Below are 16,704 nucleotides of genomic sequence, written 5' to 3'. Positions count from 1 at the left end.
TCGGGCCGTCCGCGTTCGGTCACTGTTCTGCGAGGCCGGTGACATGTCCTTTCTGCCGACCGCACGCGTGCTAGCTTCCCCGCAAACGGAGGTTATCCATGACGCTATTCCGCCCCCTCGCCATCGCGCTGACCGCGCTTGCCCTGCCCGCATCCGCCATGCAGCTGGTCTTCGACGACAGCTGGAAGTTCCAGAAATTTCCGTTCCAGCCGGACAACGACTACGCGCTGAATGGCGATACGCTGGGCGTGACGTCCGACGGCACGGTGTCGCTGGTCTATCTGCGCACCGACGACGCGACCGATGCCACCGGCGCCAGCTGGGACTGGTCGGTGAGCCAGGGCGTGCCCCCCACCGACCTGACGCAAAAAGGCGGCGATGACCGCAACCTGTCGCTGTATTTCGTCTTCGCCGACCCCGAGCAGGCCGCGGCGCTTGAAGGGGCCGAATTGCGCGGCCTTATGGGGGCCGACGACGTGCGGATCCTGATCTATGTCTGGGGCGGCGACGCCGAGCCGGGCAGTTTCCTGGACAGCCCGTATCTGGGCGACAAGGGCAAGACCATCGTGCTGCGCGGCGCGGGCGACGGCAGCTACAGCGAGACGGTGGATTTCGCGGCCGATCTCGAAAAGGCCTTCGGCGCGCGTCCGTCCGAACTGCTGGGCATCGCCGTCAGTGCCGACAGCGACGACACCGACACGTCCATCGACGCGCAGATCTCGAACCTCACGCTGGAATAGAATATCGGACCGCGGGGTGCGGGCCCCGCACCCCGGAGCATTTCCGGAACAGTGATGCGAGGGGCGCGGTGCCGGTCAGGCACCGTTCTTCTGCAACCACTCCACAAGCGTTGCGGTCGACGCGTCCTTGCCGTCGGTCCCCTGCTCGCCCGAGACCACGGGCTCGAGCGCCTTGGCCAGTTCCTTGCCCAGCTCGACCCCCCATTGGTCGAACGAATTGATGCCCAGCAGCACCCCTTCGACGAAGACGCGATGTTCGTAAAGTGCCACGATCTTGCCGAAGGTTTCGGGCGTCAACTTGGGATAGAGCAACATGGTCGACGGCCGGTTGCCGGGGAAGACCCGGTGGCGCGCCTGGCGTTCCAGCTCGTCGCCCTTGAACTGGTCGCGGATCAGGTCCTTCGCCTCGTCCAGCGTGCGGCCTTTCATCAATGCCTCGGCCTGGGCCAGGCAATTGGCGATCAACAGGCGGTGCTGGTGCGGCAGCTCTTCCTCGAACCCCTCGGCACCAACCATGAATTCGCAAGGGACCACGCGGGTGCCCTGGTGGATCAGCTGGTAGAACGCGTGCTGCCCGTTGGTGCCCGGCTCGCCCCAGACTACGGGGCCACTGTCGACCGCCAGATCCTTGCCGTCCATCGATACGCGCTTGCCGTTACTTTCCATCTCGAGCTGCTGAAGATACGCGGGCAGCCGCGACAGGCGCTGCTCGTAGGGCAGCACCGCGCGGGTGGCGTGGCCGCAGCCCTGGTTGTGCCAGATGCCCGCAAGCGCCAGCATCACCGGCATGTTCTGGGCGGGCTCGGCCGCGCGGAAGTGGTTGTCCATGGCTTCGGCCCCGCGCAGGAAGGCGCGGAACGCTTCGGGTCCGATGGCGATCAGCAGCGACAGCCCGATCGGGCCCCACATCGAATAGCGCCCGCCGACCCAGTCCTCGAAGCCGAAGACCCGCGTCTCGGCGATCCCGAACGCGCTGGTCTTGTCCTGGGCCGTCGACAGCGCCGCGAATTGCGCCGACGGATCGCGCACCCGCTCGGCCATCCAGGCTTTCGCGGTGGCGGCGTTGGTCATCGTCTCGATGGTGGTGAAGGTCTTGGACGCCACGATGATCAGCGTGCGCGTGGGATCGAGCGGTCCGAGCACGTCGGCGATATGCGCGCCGTCCACGTTGCTGACGAAGTGGCAGTTCGGGCCGTCGTGATAGGGTGCCAGCGCCAGCGTCGCCATGGCGGGGCCCAGGTCCGAGCCGCCGATGCCGATATTGACCACATCCGTGATGGTGCCGCCCTCGCCGCGGAAATTGCCCTCGCGCACCGCCCGCGCGAAGCCTTCCATCCGCGCCAGCGTGCCCAGCACCTTGGGCATCACGTCACGCTCGTCCAGCATCACCGCGCCACCGTCGAGATTGCGCAAGGCGGTGTGCAAGACCGCGCGGTTCTCGGTCTCGTTGATCGGCTCGGCCCCGAACATGGCGCGGCGCTTGTCCTCCAGCCCGGCCTTGTCGCACATGGCCAGCAGGTGATCGCGGGCGGCCGGATCCATCGTCGTCTTGGAATAGTCGAAGCGCATGTCGCAAGCATCGACACTGAAGGTGGCCACACGCTCGGGCGAAATCAGGCCCTTGATGCTGCGGCCCTCGGCCTCTTTGCCCATACGGGCCAGGTCGCTCCACATTTTCTTCATCGAAATCAGTCCTTTGCCCAATGCACTGTCGCTTCCGGCAGGACCGTCGCGATCGGAGCCTCAACGGCGCTCAACCGCGCAGCGGCGTCGAGCGCGCGGCGTTTTTCGTCGCCCGTGATGACCACATGGGTCGACATCGCGGCACGCAAGACCGGCGCGGTCAGGGTGATGCGCGGCTCGAGCCCCTCGGGGGCGTCGACCTCCATCAGCGGCGGCGCGTCCTTGGCCAGCGCCGCTTCCAATTGCGGCGAGCCGGGGAACAGCGACGCGCAATGCATGTCGGCCCCCATGCCCAGAAGCAGGATCGACAGCGGAAGCTCGGGTGTCAGCCGCTGGACCAGCGCGTCCATATCCGCGCGCTCGTCCGGGACCAGCCGCAGGAATGTTGCCGCCGCGGCCTTGTCGGTCAGCAACCGCTCGCGCAGGAGCCGTTCGTTCGAGCGTTCGTGATCGGGCGGCACGCGCCGTTCGTCGGTCAGCAGGACGTGGACGCGGTCCCAGTGCAGATCCGCCCCCGACAGGGTGTCGAAGATCGGGCCCGGCGTCGTCCCGCCCGGCACCGCCAGCGACGCGTGATCGTGGGCGGCCAGGCAGTTCGAGATCTCGCTGGCCAGCTTGTCGGCCAGCGTCATCATCATCATCTCGGCGTCCGAGTATTCGATAAGGTCCATGGCGCATCCTTTCCGCATCTAAGCTAGCAACCTGCGATACGGTGTCCATCGCAGATGCGTCGCGCGGCAGTCACCGCGACCCCCGGACCCGCGCGTCGTCAGTCAGCGCAACAACCCTGCCCTATTCCTTGATCTCGCGCCAGCGGCGGTCTTCGCGGTGCAGCAGCATGGCAGATTCCTCGGGGCCCGCCGTGCCCGGCTCGTAGGCAAATGGGCGCTCGTCGCGCTTGGTCCAGCCCTCGATGATCGGGTCGGTCCAGGCCCAGGCGGCTTCCACCTCGTCGCCGCGCATGAACAGCGTCTGGTTGCCGCGGACCACGTCCATGACCAGCCGCTCATAGGCTTCCGGGATCTCGTCGCCTTCGGGGCCCAGCGCGTCGGCAAAGCTCATGTCCAGCGGCACATCCACCAGCCGCATGCCACCCGGACCGGGTTCCTTGATGGTGACGCCCAGGGTCATGCCCTCGTTGGGTTGCAGCCGGATCGTCAGGATGTTGCGGTGCCGCCCCGCCGCTTCGCCGAAGATCGAATGCGGCGCGTCCTTGAACACCACCGCGATCTCGGACTGGCGCGCTTTCAGCCGCTTGCCGGTGCGCACGTAGAACGGGGTGCCCGCCCAGCGCCAGTTCGAGACATGCAGCTTCATGGCGATGAACGACTCGGTGCGGCTTTCGCCGTCCTCGACATCGTCGTGATAGGACGGGGTCTTGCCCTTGCCTTCGTACTGACCGCGCACGATGTCGCCGGGCTCGACGGGCTCGAGCGCCCGGATCACCTTCAGCTTTTCGTCGCGCACGGCGTCGGGCTCGAACCGCGATGGCGGCTCCATGGCGATCAGGCACAGCAGCTGCATCAGATGGTTCTGCACCATGTCCCGCATGGCGCCCGACTTGTCGTAATAGCCGCCGCGCCCGCCGACACCCACCGTCTCGGCCACGGTGATCTGGATGTGATCGACGTATTGCGCGTTCCAGAGCGGCTCGAACAGGACGTTGCCGAAGCGCACGGCCATCAGGTTCTGCACCGTTTCCTTGCCCAGGTAATGGTCGATCCGGTAGATCTGCGTCTCGTCGAAATGCTCGGCAAGCGTCGCGTTCAGCGCCTTGGCCGATTCCAGATCCCGGCCAAAGGGCTTTTCGACCACGATCCGCGAATTTGCCCCCGCGATCTTGTGGAGATGCAGCCGTTCGGCCAGGTCCCCGAACAGGGACGGCGCGACCGAGAAGTAGAACGCCCGGACGACGTCGTCATCGTCGCGCATGGTCTGCGCCAGCTTCTTCCAGCCGCCCTCGCCCTTGGCGTCGATGGACACGTAGTGCAGCCGCGACAGGAAGGCGGCGATATTCTCTTCGCTGAGCGCGCGCTTCGAAACGAATTCCTTCAGCGCATCGCGCACGTCCTTGCGATAGCCCTCGTCGTCCAACTCGGAACGCGCGGCACCGATCACGCGCGCGTCTTCCGGCATCTGCCCCGCGATGAACCGGCGATAGAGGCCGGGAAGGATCTTGCGCCGCGCCAGGTCGCCGGTACCGCCGAAGATGACCAGGTCGAAAGGATCGACGGGAATGACGCGAGAAACCATGGAGATATCCTTTCCAAGCGCGGGTGTCGGATCAGACATTGGACCGCTGGCGCGCGGGGTCAAGCCGAACTTTGGGCGCTAACATAACTCCTCGCACGTCCGTTGCACGTGGGCAGGGGCGCTCAGGCTTCCAGCTCGGCGTCCCAATACAGAAAATCGCGCCAGGTCTCGTGCAGGTGGTTGGGCGGGAACTTTCGCCCCATGTTCTTCAGCTCTTCCGCGCCGGGCTGACGTGGAGGCTTGCGCAGGCTCAGGCCCGTGGCACTCAGCGCGCGCGATCCCTTGCTCAGATTGCACTTCGAGCAGGCGGCGACCACGTTTTCCCAGCTTGTCCTGCCGCCGCGCGCGCGCGGGACGACATGATCGAAGGTCAGATCGCCGGTGCTGCCGCAGTACTGGCACAGGAATTCATCGCGCAGGAACAGGTTGAACCGGGTGAAGGCCACCCGTTTCTGGGGCTGGACGTAGTCTTTCAGAACGACGACGGACGGGATCTTGATCTCGGTCGTGGGCGAGCGCACCGTTGCGTCATACTCGGCGACGATGGACACCCGGTCCAAGTAAGCCGCCTTGATGGCGTCCTGCCAGGGCCAAAGCGACAACGGATAATAGCTGAGCGGGCGATAATCCGCGTTCAGCACCAAAGCGGGATGATGCCTGAGCGAATTGGGTTCGCGGACGAACGCCGTCCTGAAATCGCCATCCATGAGCCGTGTCATCCTTCGTCCCAGCGGGTCAAACATCGGCAGCGGGGCGGGGAAAGAGCCCCGGTGCTGATGCGACTATATATGGCGACCGAAAGCTGGCAAGCCCCACATTTTGAGTTCGTTATGATGATTTTGTGACGTCCGGGTCAGACGATCCGCGCCGTCAGCTCGGGCAGCCCGTCGATGCGCGCCACGATCCGGTCCCCGCGCGACACCGGGCCCACGCCCGACGGCGTTCCTGTCATGATCAGATCGCCGGCCCGCAGTTGGTAGAGCCCGGACAGATCGCCCACCAGTTCGTCGACGCTCCAGACCATGTCGGCGATCCGGCCCCGCTGCCGCGCGACACCATTCACATCGAGCGCGATCTTGGCATTTCCAAGCGCATCCCCGGACACCGCGCGCATGGGCGCCAGCACGGCGGATTGCTCGAAATCCTTGGCCACGTCCCACGGACGCCGCTTGTCCTTGGCGACCGCCTGCAAGTCGCGCCGCGTCATGTCCAGGCCAACCCCGTGGGCGATGACCTGCCCGCCTGCACCCAGGGCGACCACCAACTCGACCTCGTGATGCAGGTCTGCGGTGCGCGGCGGATATGCGACCTCGGCCCCCGCACACGTCACGGAATGCGCAGATTTCGTGAAATAGAACGGGGCCGCGCGATCGACCTCGTTGCCCATCTCGGCTGCGTGCGCGGCGTAGTTGCGTCCGACGCAAAAGACCCGGTGGATCGGTAGATCAACCTGCCCCTCGACTTCGATCACCGGCTGCGGAGCGGGGTCGAACAGATATGCCATGGCGCATCTCCTTCACATGGGTCCGCGGACGTTCTAGACGGCATGGGATCGGGAAAACACCCTGCCGTGCCGGACGCCACGGATTCTGCGGGATCGCACCGCCACGGGGCTTGATCCTTCCCGACGATCGGCGTATTGCGCGGCTTCAAATGAAATCCAAGGGCCGCGACAGGCCTGTTCAGGGGCGTCCAATCGCCCCACAGATACGAAGGTCACGAGACATGGCTGTCCCCCAGAACAAGATCACCAAGTCGCGTCGCAACATGCGCCGGGCCCATGACGGCCTGACGGCCGCCAATCCGGCCGAATGCCCAAATTGCGGCGAGCTGAAGCGCCCGCACCACGTCTGCGGTGCCTGCGGCCATTATGCCGAGCGTGAAATCGTCGCCCAAGCCGACGAGATCGATCTCGACGACGACGCAGCGTAAGCTGCCCGGGCTTGCCGACAGGTCACGCCGATAAAACCGCAGACGCGCCTTCGCACCGGGGGCGCGTTGTCGTGTCCGTGGATGGCATGGGCAGCGACAATGGCCCCGCGGTCGTCGTGGACGGGATCGCCAAATCCGCCGCGATCAATCCCGACGTGTCCTTCATCCTGCACGGACGCGCGTCCGAACTGGAACCGCTGGTCGCGAAACGCAAGCTCGGCCATCGCGTGACCATAGCCGACGCGCAAGACGTGGTCAGCATGGACGACAAGCCCAGCCACGTCATGCGCAACGGCAAGGACACGTCCATGTGGTCCGCCATCGAATCCGTGCGCCAGAACGACGCGCAGGTGGCGGTCAGCTGCGGCAATACCGGCGCGCTGATGGCGATCAGCATGATCCGGCTGCGCAAGCTCGAAGGCGTGAACCGCCCCGCCATCGCCTGCCTCTGGCCGTCGCGCAACCCGTCTGGCTTCAACGTGATGCTCGACGTGGGTGCCGATATCCGGGCCGACCAGGACGACCTGCTGCAATACGCGCTGATGGGCGCGTCCTACGCGCGCAACGGGCTGGGCCTGACGCGCCCGCGGATCGGTCTGCTGAACGTGGGCACCGAGGAACACAAGGGCCGCGCCGAGCTGAAGGTCGCCCATGACTTGATCGAAAAGAACGCAAGAAGCGCCGAGTTCGACTTCGTGGGCTTCGTCGAGGGCGGCGATATCCCGTCGGACCGGGTCGACGTGATCGTCACCGACGGCTTCACCGGCAACGTGGCGCTGAAAACCGGCGAAGGCACCGCCGCGCTGATCCGCGACCTGCTGCGCGAGGCGTTCAACCACTCGATCCTGTCGAAGCTGGCCGCCGTGCTGGCCCTGGGGTCGTTGAAGCGCCTGCAAAAGCGCATCGACCCGCGCCGCGTCAATGGCGGCATCTTCCTGGGCCTGAACGGCACCGTGGTCAAAAGCCACGGATCGGCCGACGCCACCGGGGTCTCGGCGGCGATCAAGCTGGCGGTGACACTGGCCGAAGGCAATTTCAACGAACGTCTCGCGGCGCGCGTCGCCTCGGCCGAAGGTCACCCGGTGCAGGAGCACGCGCCATGACCCTTCGCGCTCAGGTTCGTGGCGTCGGGCATTACCTGCCCGAACGTATCGTCGAAAACACCGAACTCGAAGGCTGGGTCGACACGTCCGACGAATGGATCCGCACCCGTTCGGGCATCGAACGGCGCCACTTCGCCGCCGAATCCGAGCATACGTCCGATCTGGCCGCGAAGGCCGCCGAGGCCGCTTTGACCGACGCGGGCCTCAAGGCCACCGACATTGACGCGCTGATCGTGGCCACGTCCACCGCAGACCTGACCTTTCCGTCCGCCGCGACCATGGTCCAGGCCAAGATCGGGATGCAGCAGGGTTTCGCATTCGATATCCAGGCGGTCTGCGCCGGGTTCGTCTTCGCGCTGTCGACGGCCAATGCCATGATCCTGTCCGGACAGGCCAAGCGCGTGCTGGTGATCGGCGCCGAGACCTTCAGCCGGATCATGGACTGGAATGACCGCACCACCTGCGTGCTCTTCGGCGACGGGGCCGGTGCGCTGGTTCTGGAAGCCGCCGAAGGCACCGGCACCACCGACGACCGCGGCATCCTGGCCTCCGATCTGCACTCGGACGGCACCTATCGCGATATCCTTTACGTCGATGGCGGGGTGTCGACCCAGAACACGGGCTACCTGCGCATGCAGGGCAAGGAAGTCTTCCGCCACGCCGTCGAAAAGCTCGCCGCCACGGCCCACAGCGCGCTGGAGAAGGCAGGCCTCGGGCCGGACGATGTCGACTGGATCGTGCCGCACCAGGCCAACCTGCGCATCATCAAGGCCACCGCGCAGCGCATGGGGCTGGACATGGACCGGGTCGTCGTGACCGTGCAGGACCACGGCAACACCTCGGCAGCCTCCATCCCGCTGGCCCTGTCGGTGGGCAAGCAACGCGGCCAGATCAAGCCGGGCGATCTTCTGGTGACCGAGGCGATCGGCGGCGGCCTGGCCTGGGGATCGGTGCTATTGCGCTGGTAGCCCCGACTTCAATCGGCACCTCCATGCCACCTTCCAAGCCGCTGTTATTGACTTTGTTTTGCCTCGCGGCCATTGTTCGCGCGTATTGAACAGGGGGGATTTAGACATGGCCGACAAGACGCTGACCCGGATGGATCTGAGCGAGGCCGTGTTCAACGAAGTGGGCCTGTCGCGCAACGAATCCGCTCAACTGGTCGAAGCCGTGCTGGGCCATATGTCCGACGCGCTTGCCACGGGCGAGACGGTCAAGATCTCGTCCTTCGGCACATTCTCGGTGCGCGACAAGGCCGCCCGCATCGGGCGCAACCCAAAGACCGGCGAAGAGGTTCCGATCCTGCCGCGCCGCGTCCTGACATTCCGTCCGTCGCATCTGATGAAGGACCGCGTGGCGGCGGGCAACAAGGCCTGAAAGTATGGCGAAGTCGCCCGACGCCTTCCGAACGATCAGCGAAGTCGCAGATTGGCTGAACGTGCCGACGCACGTCCTGCGTTTCTGGGAGTCGCGCTTCAGCCAGGTGAAGCCCGTGAAACGTGCGGGCGGACGGCGCTATTACCGGCCCACCGACATGGAGCTTCTGGGCGGGATCAAGCGGCTTCTGCACGATGACGGCCTGACGATCCGCGGCGTGCAGAAGCTGCTGCGCGAAGAAGGCGTGCGGCATGTGGCATCCCTCGCGCCGCCCTTGGACGGACGCCCCGACCAGCGCGGGACCGGGGGCGACAACGTGGTCTCGATGACCAGGAAGGACGCCGATCCCGAAGCCGCGCTGAGCCGCTGGCCCTTCGTCGACGACGACCCGGCGCCCGAACCCACGCCCGCGGAAAGCGAGACGGATGAGACGACCGCCGCGGAAGCCGCTGCGGCCGATTACGCGGCGCATACCGAAGCCGACATGCCGGTTCCCGACGACGCCCAGCAGGAGACCGCGGCCGAGGCGGTGACCGAAGCCGCGCCGGACACGGCAGCGCCCGCCGCCGAAGCATCCGAGCGCCCCCCGCTGAGCGGGCCGCCACTTTTCGACGAAACCGCGATCTACTTCGCGGGTCCGCGGGTGGTCGCCGGGCTCAGCCGGATCACGCCGCGGCAGGTCCGTGCCCACCGCGACCTGTTCGATCAGGCGCTCGATCGCGGCCAGGCCCTGAAGCGCGCCATGGACCGGCTGGATGGTTGAGCCACGCGGATTTTTCACGCATTCCCTCTTGCCCCTGCCGACCCAATCGGTAGAAGGCACCTCAGTCGGGCTATGGCGCAGCCTGGTAGCGCGTCCGTCTGGGGGACGGAAGGTCGCAGGTTCGAGTCCTGCTAGCCCGACCAACAAGATCCTGCCGCCCCCCCGGCAGACCCACCGACCGGAGCCGACATGCCCGGCGTGATTCCTTCGCAGACGCTGACCCGGATGATTGCCGACGGCACCATCGTCTCGGCCACGCCCGTGACACCCGCCCAGATCCAGCCCGCGTCGCTTGACCTGCGGCTGGGGACCACCGCCTATCGGGTGCGCGCCTCCTTCCTGACCGGGCACGGCAAGACGGTGGCCGAACGCCTGCCCGAATTCTCGATGCACCAGATCGACCTGACCGGCGGAGCGGTTCTGGAAAAGGGCTGCGTGTACCTGGTTCCGCTGATGGAGTCCCTGTCGCTGCCGCCGGGCCTGCGCGCCGTGGCCAACGCCAAAAGCTCGACCGGTCGGCTGGACCTGCTGACCCGCACGATCACCGATGGCGGGACCGAATTCGATCGTGTGGCCGACGGCTATCACGGCCCCCTTTACGCCGAGATCTGCCCCAGATCCTTCTCGGTCCTCGTGCGCCCCGGCATGGCGCTGAACCAGATCCGCTTTCGCGAGGGCAAGGCGGTGCTGGACGACGCGCAGCTAACCGCCCTGCACGCGGAAGAGACGTTGGTCGATGGCACGCCCCATATCGACGACGGCCTCGGCTTCTCGGTCGACCTCAGGCCGCGCGATGACACGCTGGTCGGGTATCGCGCCAAGCCGCATACGGGCGTCATCGACCTGGCCAAGATCGCCCACTATCCCGCCCGCGAATTCTGGGAGGAGCTGCATACCGACCAGGGCCGCATCATCCTGGACCCCGGGGCGTTCTATATCCTCGTCAGCCGCGAAGCCGTCACCATCCCACCGGATTACGCCGCCGAAATGGCGCCCTACCTGGCGATGGTCGGCGAATTCCGCGTCCATTACGCGGGCTTCTTCGATCCGGGCTTCGGGCATGCCTCCGCGGGGGGCAACGGCGCGCGCGGCGTGCTTGAAGTGCGCTGCCACGAAGCGCCCTTCGTGCTCGAACACGGCCAGATCGTCGGACGCCTGATCTACGAACGCATGGCAGAGTCACCCGAACGCCTGTACGGGCGCGAGATCAAGTCGAACTACCAGGGCCAGGGCCTGAAGCTGGCCAAGCATTTCGTCTAGCGCTGCGTGTGAGGTCTTGGGCGGGCGTCGACAAACCCTTTTGAGCAGTCGCGCCCGAACGCTCCTAGAACCGCCCGAAACGCCGCATCATCCGCAAAGCCTGTTTCGAGCGCTTCGCGTTCTGCTTCGCCGCCTGATGCTTCTTACGCTCTTCGGGCGTCATGTCCTTGGGATCCTTCGCGCCGCCGAAGGCACTGTCGATGCCCGCGTTGATACCGTGATGCATCACGCGGCGCAGGAAGAACCCGATCATCCGGTTCACGTTCATGTCGAATCCTCGCATTCTTCGTCGGTCGTATCGAACATATCGACCTGATCTTCACCCTCGCCATCGTTTTCGGACGGCGTGCCCGGCACGGGGCGCGATTCAAGCAGCCCCGAAGCGCGCAGATCCTTCAGCCCTGGCAGATCCCGCGCCGATTCCAACCCGAAATGGTCAAGAAATCCTTGCGTGACGACAAACGTGACCGGGCGACCGGGCGTGGCCCGGCGTCGTCCGAAACGAATCCATTCCAGTTCCAGCAACTGGTCGATCGTACCACGGCTGACGCTGACGCCCCGGATCTCTTCGATCTCGGCGCGGGTGCAGGGCTGATGGTAGGCCACGATCGCCAAGGTCTCGATCGCCGCGCGGCTGAGTTTTCGGGTTTCGACCGTTTCGCGCTGCATCAGGTATCCCAAGTCGGCGGCGGTGCGCATGACCCACGCGTCGCCCACCTTCATCAACTGCACCCCGCGCCCGTCGTAGCGTTTGCGCAGCAGTTCAAGGGCCGCGACCGCGTCGCAGCCATGGGGCATCCGGGCGTTCAGTTCGGGCACGCCCACCGGCTCGGCGCTGGCGAACAGGATCGCTTCGACCATGCGCTCCTGCTCGGCCAGCGGGGGCGCTTCGAAAAGCGACGGGTCCTCGCGCGGCGCATCACTCATCGTCGCGACGCCTGATCTCGATGGGGGCGAACGTGTCGCCCTGCCGGATCTGGATCTTGCCCGCCTTGACCAGCTCGAGCGAGGCCGCGAAATGCGACGCGGTGGCCGAACGGCGGCGGACCGGATCGCTGGACCAGCCCTCGGGCATATACGACGCCAGGTCGGTCCACGTCCCCGCGAAGCCGATCAGGCCGCGCATCCGGTCCAGCGCTTCTTCCATCGTCATCACCCGTTCGCGGTCCATCACGAAGGGGCGGAATTCGTCCTTGGTGCGGATCCGGGCATAGCCCTGCATCAGGTCCATCAGCGTGGCCGTATACTTAACCCTGCGAACCCGCTCCAGGCTTTCGGGAATGCCGCGCGCGAAGAAATCGCGGCCCAGCTGGTCGCGCGCCATCAGCTTCGCGGCGGCCTCGCGCATGGCCTCGAGGCGTTCGAGCTGGAACGCCAGGTGCGCGGCCAGATCCTCGCCCGAAGGGCCATCGTCGGCGGGGTCTGGCGGCAACAACAGCCGCGACTTCAGAAAGGCGAGCCAGGCGGCCATCACCAGGTAATCCGCCGCCAGCTCGATCCGCAGCGCGGCGGCTTTCTCGACGAAAGCCAGGTATTGCCGCGCCAGTGCCAGCACCGAGATCTGGCGCAGGTCCACCTTCTGCGTCCGGCTCATGGTCAGCAGAAGGTCCAGCGGCCCCTCGAACCCGTCCACGTCGACGATCAGCGCCTCGGCCGCCAGCCGCTCGCCCACAGGTCCGTGCAGATGTTCGATGTCAGCCATGGACCTTTCCACCCAGAAGGGCTGAAAGCTCCGCTTCGAGGGCGGGAATGTCAACAGGCTCGGGCGCGCGCCGGGCGGCCAGCGCCTTGTCGGCCCGGCGAAGCGCGGTGCCGTCCAGGGTGCCGCAGGCGCCCAGGCAATCCACCATCTCGTCGCGGATGCCGTTGCAGTGCAGGACCAGATCGCAGCCCGCCCGGATCGACGCCCGGGTGCGCTCGGAAATGTCGCCGGACAGCGCCTGCATCGAGATATCGTCGCTCATCAGCAGGCCCTGGAAGCCGATCAGATCGCGGATCAGCGCGATCATCTGCGGATCCTGGGTGGCCGGACGGTCCGACAGCGCGGCGAAGACGATATGCGCCGTCATCGCCATGGGCAGGTCGCTGAGCGCGCGGAACGGGGCGAAGTCTTCCTCGAGCGCGGCCTTCGATGCCTTGACCACCGGCAGGCGCTTGTGACTGTCGGCCACCGCTCGCCCGTGGCCCGGCAGGTGCTTCATCACGGGCAGCACGCCCCCCGCCATCAGGCCGTCCGCCATGGCCCGGGCGTTGCGCGTGACCGCATCCGCATCCAGCCCGAGACAGCGATTGCGCAGGAACGGATGGGTTTCGTCTCGCGCGATGTCGGCGGTGGGGGCACAGTCCACGTCGATGCCCACCGCGCGCAGCTCGTCCGCGATCAGGCGCCCCCGGATCCACATCGCGCGGGCGGGATCGCGCGCCGCTGTCACATCGTCGAGCGGTGGCGCGAATTGGCGCCAATGGCGCGGGCCCAGCCGCTGCACGCGTCCGCCTTCCTGGTCCACGAGGATCGGCGCCTCGCGGCCGACGCTGTCCCGCAACGCCTGGGTCAGCCGGGTCACCTGCGCGGGATCTTCGACATTCCTGGAGAACAGGATAAAGCCCCAGGGCTGCGCGTCGCGGAAAAACGCCACCTCGTCGGGCGACAGGGTGGCTCCGGCGCAGCCCAGGATGCAGGCGCTGGTCACCGCAGCTCGACCGGGATGCAATCGGCCTGTCCGGCCACCAGCGCGGTGCAGAAGCGGCGTGTATCGGCCAGGTCGGTGAAGCCCTCGGCGCGCAGGCGGAAGAAGGTCTTGCCGCCGGACTCCGCCCTTTGCACCACCCGGCGCTTGCCGTCGAAATAATCCGGGAAGCGCGCCGCGATCTTGTCCCACTCGGCCCGGGCCACGTCACCGCTGGCAAAGGCGCCGAGCTGGACCAGGCGCGTGCCCTGCGCCAGCGATGCCACGTCGACCTCACCGGCGACCGCGGCGACGGGCATCGCTTCGGGAATCCCCGTCGGCTGGGTCGCCACAACCGCTGCCGCGCGGGCGGGCCTGGGGAGCGGACGCGGCGAAACCGCTCCGATCTGCGCCACACGTTCGGATTCGTCTTCCGCGCCGAAATCTTCGGGCATGTTCAGCGCCTCGGCGACCGCGGCATCCGTGGCCAGGGCGCCATCGGGCACCTGGTTCTCGAGCTCGATCTCGTCGATATCGCTGCTCAGCGCCACCGGCTCGGGCTGGATCGGCTCGGCCATGGCCGGCATGCTCGGAACCGGCACTTCCTCGCTGTCCTCGGCCGCCAGCAATTCCAGCACGGCTGCCGCGCGATCTTCGTCGGTCAGCCCGACCGTGGGCGGTGCCAGCCGCACCTCGTCCACGGGTCCCGACGCCTCGCCAAGCGCGGCGATCTCGTTGACCGCGAGCCCCTGATGCGGCGCGCGCATGCCGCCAGGATCGTCGGGGGCCACGCGGAACGCGCCTTCCATGGCCTGGACCACCGGCACACCCGTCACGTCGCGGACCAGCAGCTTGTAGCCCCAGACCGACAGCCCGCCGATCAGCGCCAGCGAAACAAGTGCGCCCGACAGGTTCACCCAGCGGCTCACATCCAGTCCCGATCCGGTCGAGCTGTGCCCGCCATATTCTTCCATATAGTCGATTTCTGCCATGCCTGCCTCATCGCGGACGCGGGGACTTGCCGCGTGCCGTCTGCTTGAACTGCCTCTTGGGCTGTCTCGGCATCCTCGTTGGGCGGGATGCTCGGTCGGACGACCCATCGCCAGAGGCTAGCAAATCCGGTGCGCCGATCCCACTGTAAAGCCCGCGCATTCGCCATTTTCCGCCGCCTGTCACGCGCAGGGCACGCGGGGCGCAGGGGCTCAGCGTAGCTCTTCCAGGGGGGTGACCCCCAGGATGCCAAGACCAGACGTCAGCACGGCCGCGACGGCGGCGGGCAGCGCGAGCTTGCCCGCGCTGGCGATCACGTCATCCTCCTGCACGAAGCGCAGCGACGCGTCGTCATTGCCCCTGTTCCAAAGGGCGTGGAAGCTGCTGGCCAGCTCGTACAGGTAGAAGGCGATGCGGTGCGGCTCGTGGTTGCGCGCGGCGATTTCCACCAGGCGCGGCCATTCGGCCAGCTTGCGCGCCACGTCGACCTCTGCCGGGTCGGTGAGCTGCGGCACCCCCGTGGCGATTTCCAGCGCGTCGGCCTTGCGCTGGACCGACCGGATGCGGGCATGGGCGTATTGCACGTAGAAGACCGGGTTGTCCTTCGACTGCTCGACCGCCTTGGCGAAATCGAAATCGAGGGGCGCATCGTTCTTGCGGGTCAGCATCGTGAAGCGGGTAACATCCGCGCCCACCTCGTCCACCACGTCGCGCAGGGTGACGAAATTGCCCGAGCGCTTGGACATCGTGAACGGCTCGCCGTTCTTCCAGAGCTTCACCAGCTGGCACAGCTTGACGTCGAGCGGCACCTTGCCGTCCGACAGCGCCGAAACGGCCGCCTTCATCCGCTTGACGTAGCCGCCATGGTCGGCGCCGAAGACGTCGATCAATGCATCGAAGCCGCGCTCGATCTTGTCGTAGTGATAGGCGATGTCGGGCGCGAAATACGTCCACGAGCCGTCGGATTTCTTCACCGGGCGGTCCACGTCGTCGCCATGCGCGGTCGAGCGGAACAGCGTCTGCTCGCGCTCTTCCCAATCCTCGGGCAGCTTGCCCTTCGGCGGCTCGAGCGTGCCACGATAGATCAGGCCCTTGTCGTCCAGCGCCTGCAGCGCCGCTTCGATCCGGCCCGTGCCGTATAGAGACTTCTCGCTGAAGAAATTGTCCATCTCGACGCCCAGGCTGGCCAAGTCCTCGCGGATCAGATCCATCATCGCGTCGGTCGCGAAGTCGCGGATGCTTTCCAGCCAGACCTCTTCGCCCGTGCCCACGAAGCGGTCGCCGACCTGTTCTTTCAGGTCCGCGCCCACCTTCTTCAGGTAGTCGCCGGGATAGGTGCCGTCGGCGAAGGCCACGTCCTGTCCGTGCGCTTCGAGATACCGCAGATAGACCGAGCGCGCGAGCACATCGACCTGCGCGCCGCCGTCGTTGATGTAATATTCGCGCGTCACGTCCCAGCCGGTGAAATCCAGCAGATTGGCCAGCGCGTCGCCGAACACGGCCCCGCGCGTGTGGCCCACATGCAAGGGACCGGTCGGGTTCGCGCTGACATATTCCACGTTGACGCGGGCGCCCTGCCCCGTATCCGAGCGGCCGTAGGCCTGGTCCTGCAAGATGGTTTCGACCACTTGCGTCCAGACCGATGCGTCCAGCCGCAGGTTCAGAAATCCGGGCCCCGCCACCTCGGCCGAAGCGACGCGTTCAAGACCTTCCAGTCGTACGGCCAGGTCGGCGGCTATGTCGCGCGGCTTCAGCCCGGCAGGCTTGGCCAGGACCATCGCGGCATTGGTCGCCATGTCGCCATGGGCGGCGTCGCGGGGCGGCTCGACGGTCACGTTGTCGAAGCCCAGGCCTTCGGGCAAGGCGCCGTCCGCCACCATGGCACGCAGCGCGTCCAGCACATCGTCGCGCATCTGCGCAAACAGGTTCATCACATC

The 16,704-nt window shown here is 66.5% G+C and carries 18 protein-coding genes and 1 tRNA gene; 8 read left to right on the top strand and 11 right to left on the bottom strand.

The window, feature by feature from the left end:
- Positions 1–98 precede the first annotated feature (98 nt).
- Positions 99–740 carry a DUF3047 domain-containing protein gene (locus tag ILP92_RS03795; RefSeq protein ID WP_198915039.1) on the top strand — a complete coding sequence of 214 codons (642 nt, stop codon included), beginning with the start codon at positions 99–101 and terminating at the stop codon, positions 738–740.
- Between the two features lie 75 nt (positions 741–815).
- Here the strand turns inward: ILP92_RS03795 and pgi are convergent, their stop codons facing one another.
- The 5 genes from pgi to ILP92_RS03770 form a co-directional block, all read right to left on the bottom strand.
- Positions 816–2,414 (bottom strand): glucose-6-phosphate isomerase, encoded by a 1,599-nt coding sequence (gene pgi, locus ILP92_RS03790; RefSeq protein ID WP_198915274.1) that lies wholly within the window; start codon positions 2,412–2,414, stop codon positions 816–818.
- A gap of 14 nt (positions 2,415–2,428) precedes the next feature.
- Entirely contained in the window at positions 2,429–3,094 is a 666-nt protein-coding gene (gene pgl, locus ILP92_RS03785) for a 6-phosphogluconolactonase (RefSeq protein WP_198915038.1), read from the bottom strand.
- Positions 3,095–3,215: 121 nt separating this feature from the next.
- On the bottom strand, positions 3,216–4,676 hold the full coding sequence (gene zwf, locus ILP92_RS03780; protein ID WP_198915037.1) for a glucose-6-phosphate dehydrogenase: 1,461 nt from the start codon (positions 4,674–4,676) through the stop codon (positions 3,216–3,218).
- 122 nt (positions 4,677–4,798) lie between these two features.
- Complete coding sequence (locus ILP92_RS03775) at positions 4,799–5,383, bottom strand: HNH endonuclease (RefSeq protein ID WP_198915273.1); 585 nt, start codon at positions 5,381–5,383, stop codon at positions 4,799–4,801.
- A 146-nt stretch (positions 5,384–5,529) separates the two neighbouring features.
- A complete protein-coding gene (locus ILP92_RS03770; protein WP_198915036.1) occupies positions 5,530–6,180 on the bottom strand; it encodes a fumarylacetoacetate hydrolase family protein in 651 nt (216 codons plus the stop codon).
- Positions 6,181–6,401: 221 nt separating this feature from the next.
- Here ILP92_RS03770 and rpmF point away from each other — a divergent pair, with 221 nt between their 5' ends.
- From rpmF to ILP92_RS03735, 7 genes are all read left to right on the top strand, one after another.
- Positions 6,402–6,608: a 50S ribosomal protein L32 gene (gene rpmF / locus ILP92_RS03765; protein ID WP_198915035.1), complete on the top strand. Its 207-nt coding sequence runs from the start codon at positions 6,402–6,404 to the stop codon at positions 6,606–6,608.
- A gap of 11 nt (positions 6,609–6,619) precedes the next feature.
- The gene (plsX, locus tag ILP92_RS03760; protein WP_268968481.1) at positions 6,620–7,711 is read left to right on the top strand and encodes a phosphate acyltransferase PlsX; all 1,092 of its coding nucleotides are present in this window, start codon (positions 6,620–6,622) and stop codon (positions 7,709–7,711) included.
- Positions 7,708–8,679: a beta-ketoacyl-ACP synthase III gene (locus ILP92_RS03755; RefSeq protein WP_198915033.1), complete on the top strand. Its 972-nt coding sequence runs from the start codon at positions 7,708–7,710 to the stop codon at positions 8,677–8,679. The genes plsX and ILP92_RS03755 overlap by 4 nt, the downstream gene beginning before the upstream one ends.
- Before the next feature lie 106 nt (positions 8,680–8,785).
- Positions 8,786–9,088, top strand: a complete 303-nt coding sequence (gene ihfA / locus ILP92_RS03750; RefSeq protein ID WP_198915032.1) for an integration host factor subunit alpha — start codon at positions 8,786–8,788, stop codon at positions 9,086–9,088.
- Between the two features lie 4 nt (positions 9,089–9,092).
- A complete protein-coding gene (locus tag ILP92_RS18390; RefSeq protein ID WP_235971070.1) occupies positions 9,093–9,851 on the top strand; it encodes a MerR family transcriptional regulator in 759 nt (252 codons plus the stop codon).
- A 66-nt stretch (positions 9,852–9,917) separates the two neighbouring features.
- A tRNA-Pro gene (locus tag ILP92_RS03740) sits at positions 9,918–9,994 on the top strand.
- Positions 9,995–10,040: 46 nt separating this feature from the next.
- Entirely contained in the window at positions 10,041–11,111 is a 1,071-nt protein-coding gene (locus ILP92_RS03735; RefSeq protein WP_198915031.1) for a 2'-deoxycytidine 5'-triphosphate deaminase, read from the top strand.
- A 64-nt stretch (positions 11,112–11,175) separates the two neighbouring features.
- On the opposite strand, the gene ILP92_RS03730 is transcribed toward ILP92_RS03735, so the two are convergent.
- The 6 genes from ILP92_RS03730 to argS form a co-directional block, all read right to left on the bottom strand.
- Complete coding sequence (locus ILP92_RS03730; RefSeq protein WP_198915030.1) at positions 11,176–11,379, bottom strand: hypothetical protein; 204 nt, start codon at positions 11,377–11,379, stop codon at positions 11,176–11,178.
- Positions 11,376–12,038 carry an SMC-Scp complex subunit ScpB gene (scpB, locus tag ILP92_RS03725; protein WP_198915029.1) on the bottom strand — a complete coding sequence of 221 codons (663 nt, stop codon included), beginning with the start codon at positions 12,036–12,038 and terminating at the stop codon, positions 11,376–11,378. Before scpB ends, ILP92_RS03730 begins: the two co-directional genes overlap by 4 nt.
- A complete protein-coding gene (locus ILP92_RS03720) occupies positions 12,031–12,813 on the bottom strand; it encodes a segregation and condensation protein A (RefSeq protein ID WP_198915028.1) in 783 nt (260 codons plus the stop codon). The genes scpB and ILP92_RS03720 overlap by 8 nt, the downstream gene beginning before the upstream one ends.
- Positions 12,806–13,801 carry a glycoside hydrolase family 3 N-terminal domain-containing protein gene (locus tag ILP92_RS03715; protein ID WP_198915027.1) on the bottom strand — a complete coding sequence of 332 codons (996 nt, stop codon included), beginning with the start codon at positions 13,799–13,801 and terminating at the stop codon, positions 12,806–12,808. The genes ILP92_RS03720 and ILP92_RS03715 overlap by 8 nt, the downstream gene beginning before the upstream one ends.
- Positions 13,798–14,769, bottom strand: a complete 972-nt coding sequence (locus ILP92_RS03710) for an SPOR domain-containing protein (RefSeq protein ID WP_198915026.1) — start codon at positions 14,767–14,769, stop codon at positions 13,798–13,800. Before ILP92_RS03710 ends, ILP92_RS03715 begins: the two co-directional genes overlap by 4 nt.
- A 210-nt stretch (positions 14,770–14,979) precedes the next feature.
- The gene (gene argS, locus ILP92_RS03705; RefSeq protein WP_198915025.1) at positions 14,980–16,698 is read right to left on the bottom strand and encodes an arginine--tRNA ligase; all 1,719 of its coding nucleotides are present in this window, start codon (positions 16,696–16,698) and stop codon (positions 14,980–14,982) included.
- Positions 16,699–16,704 lie beyond the last annotated feature (6 nt).

The organism is Palleronia pontilimi, assembly GCF_016412875.1.
In the GTDB taxonomy this organism is placed as follows: domain Bacteria; phylum Pseudomonadota; class Alphaproteobacteria; order Rhodobacterales; family Rhodobacteraceae; genus Palleronia; species Palleronia pontilimi.
This window is presented reverse-complemented; position numbering and strand designations above follow the sequence as displayed.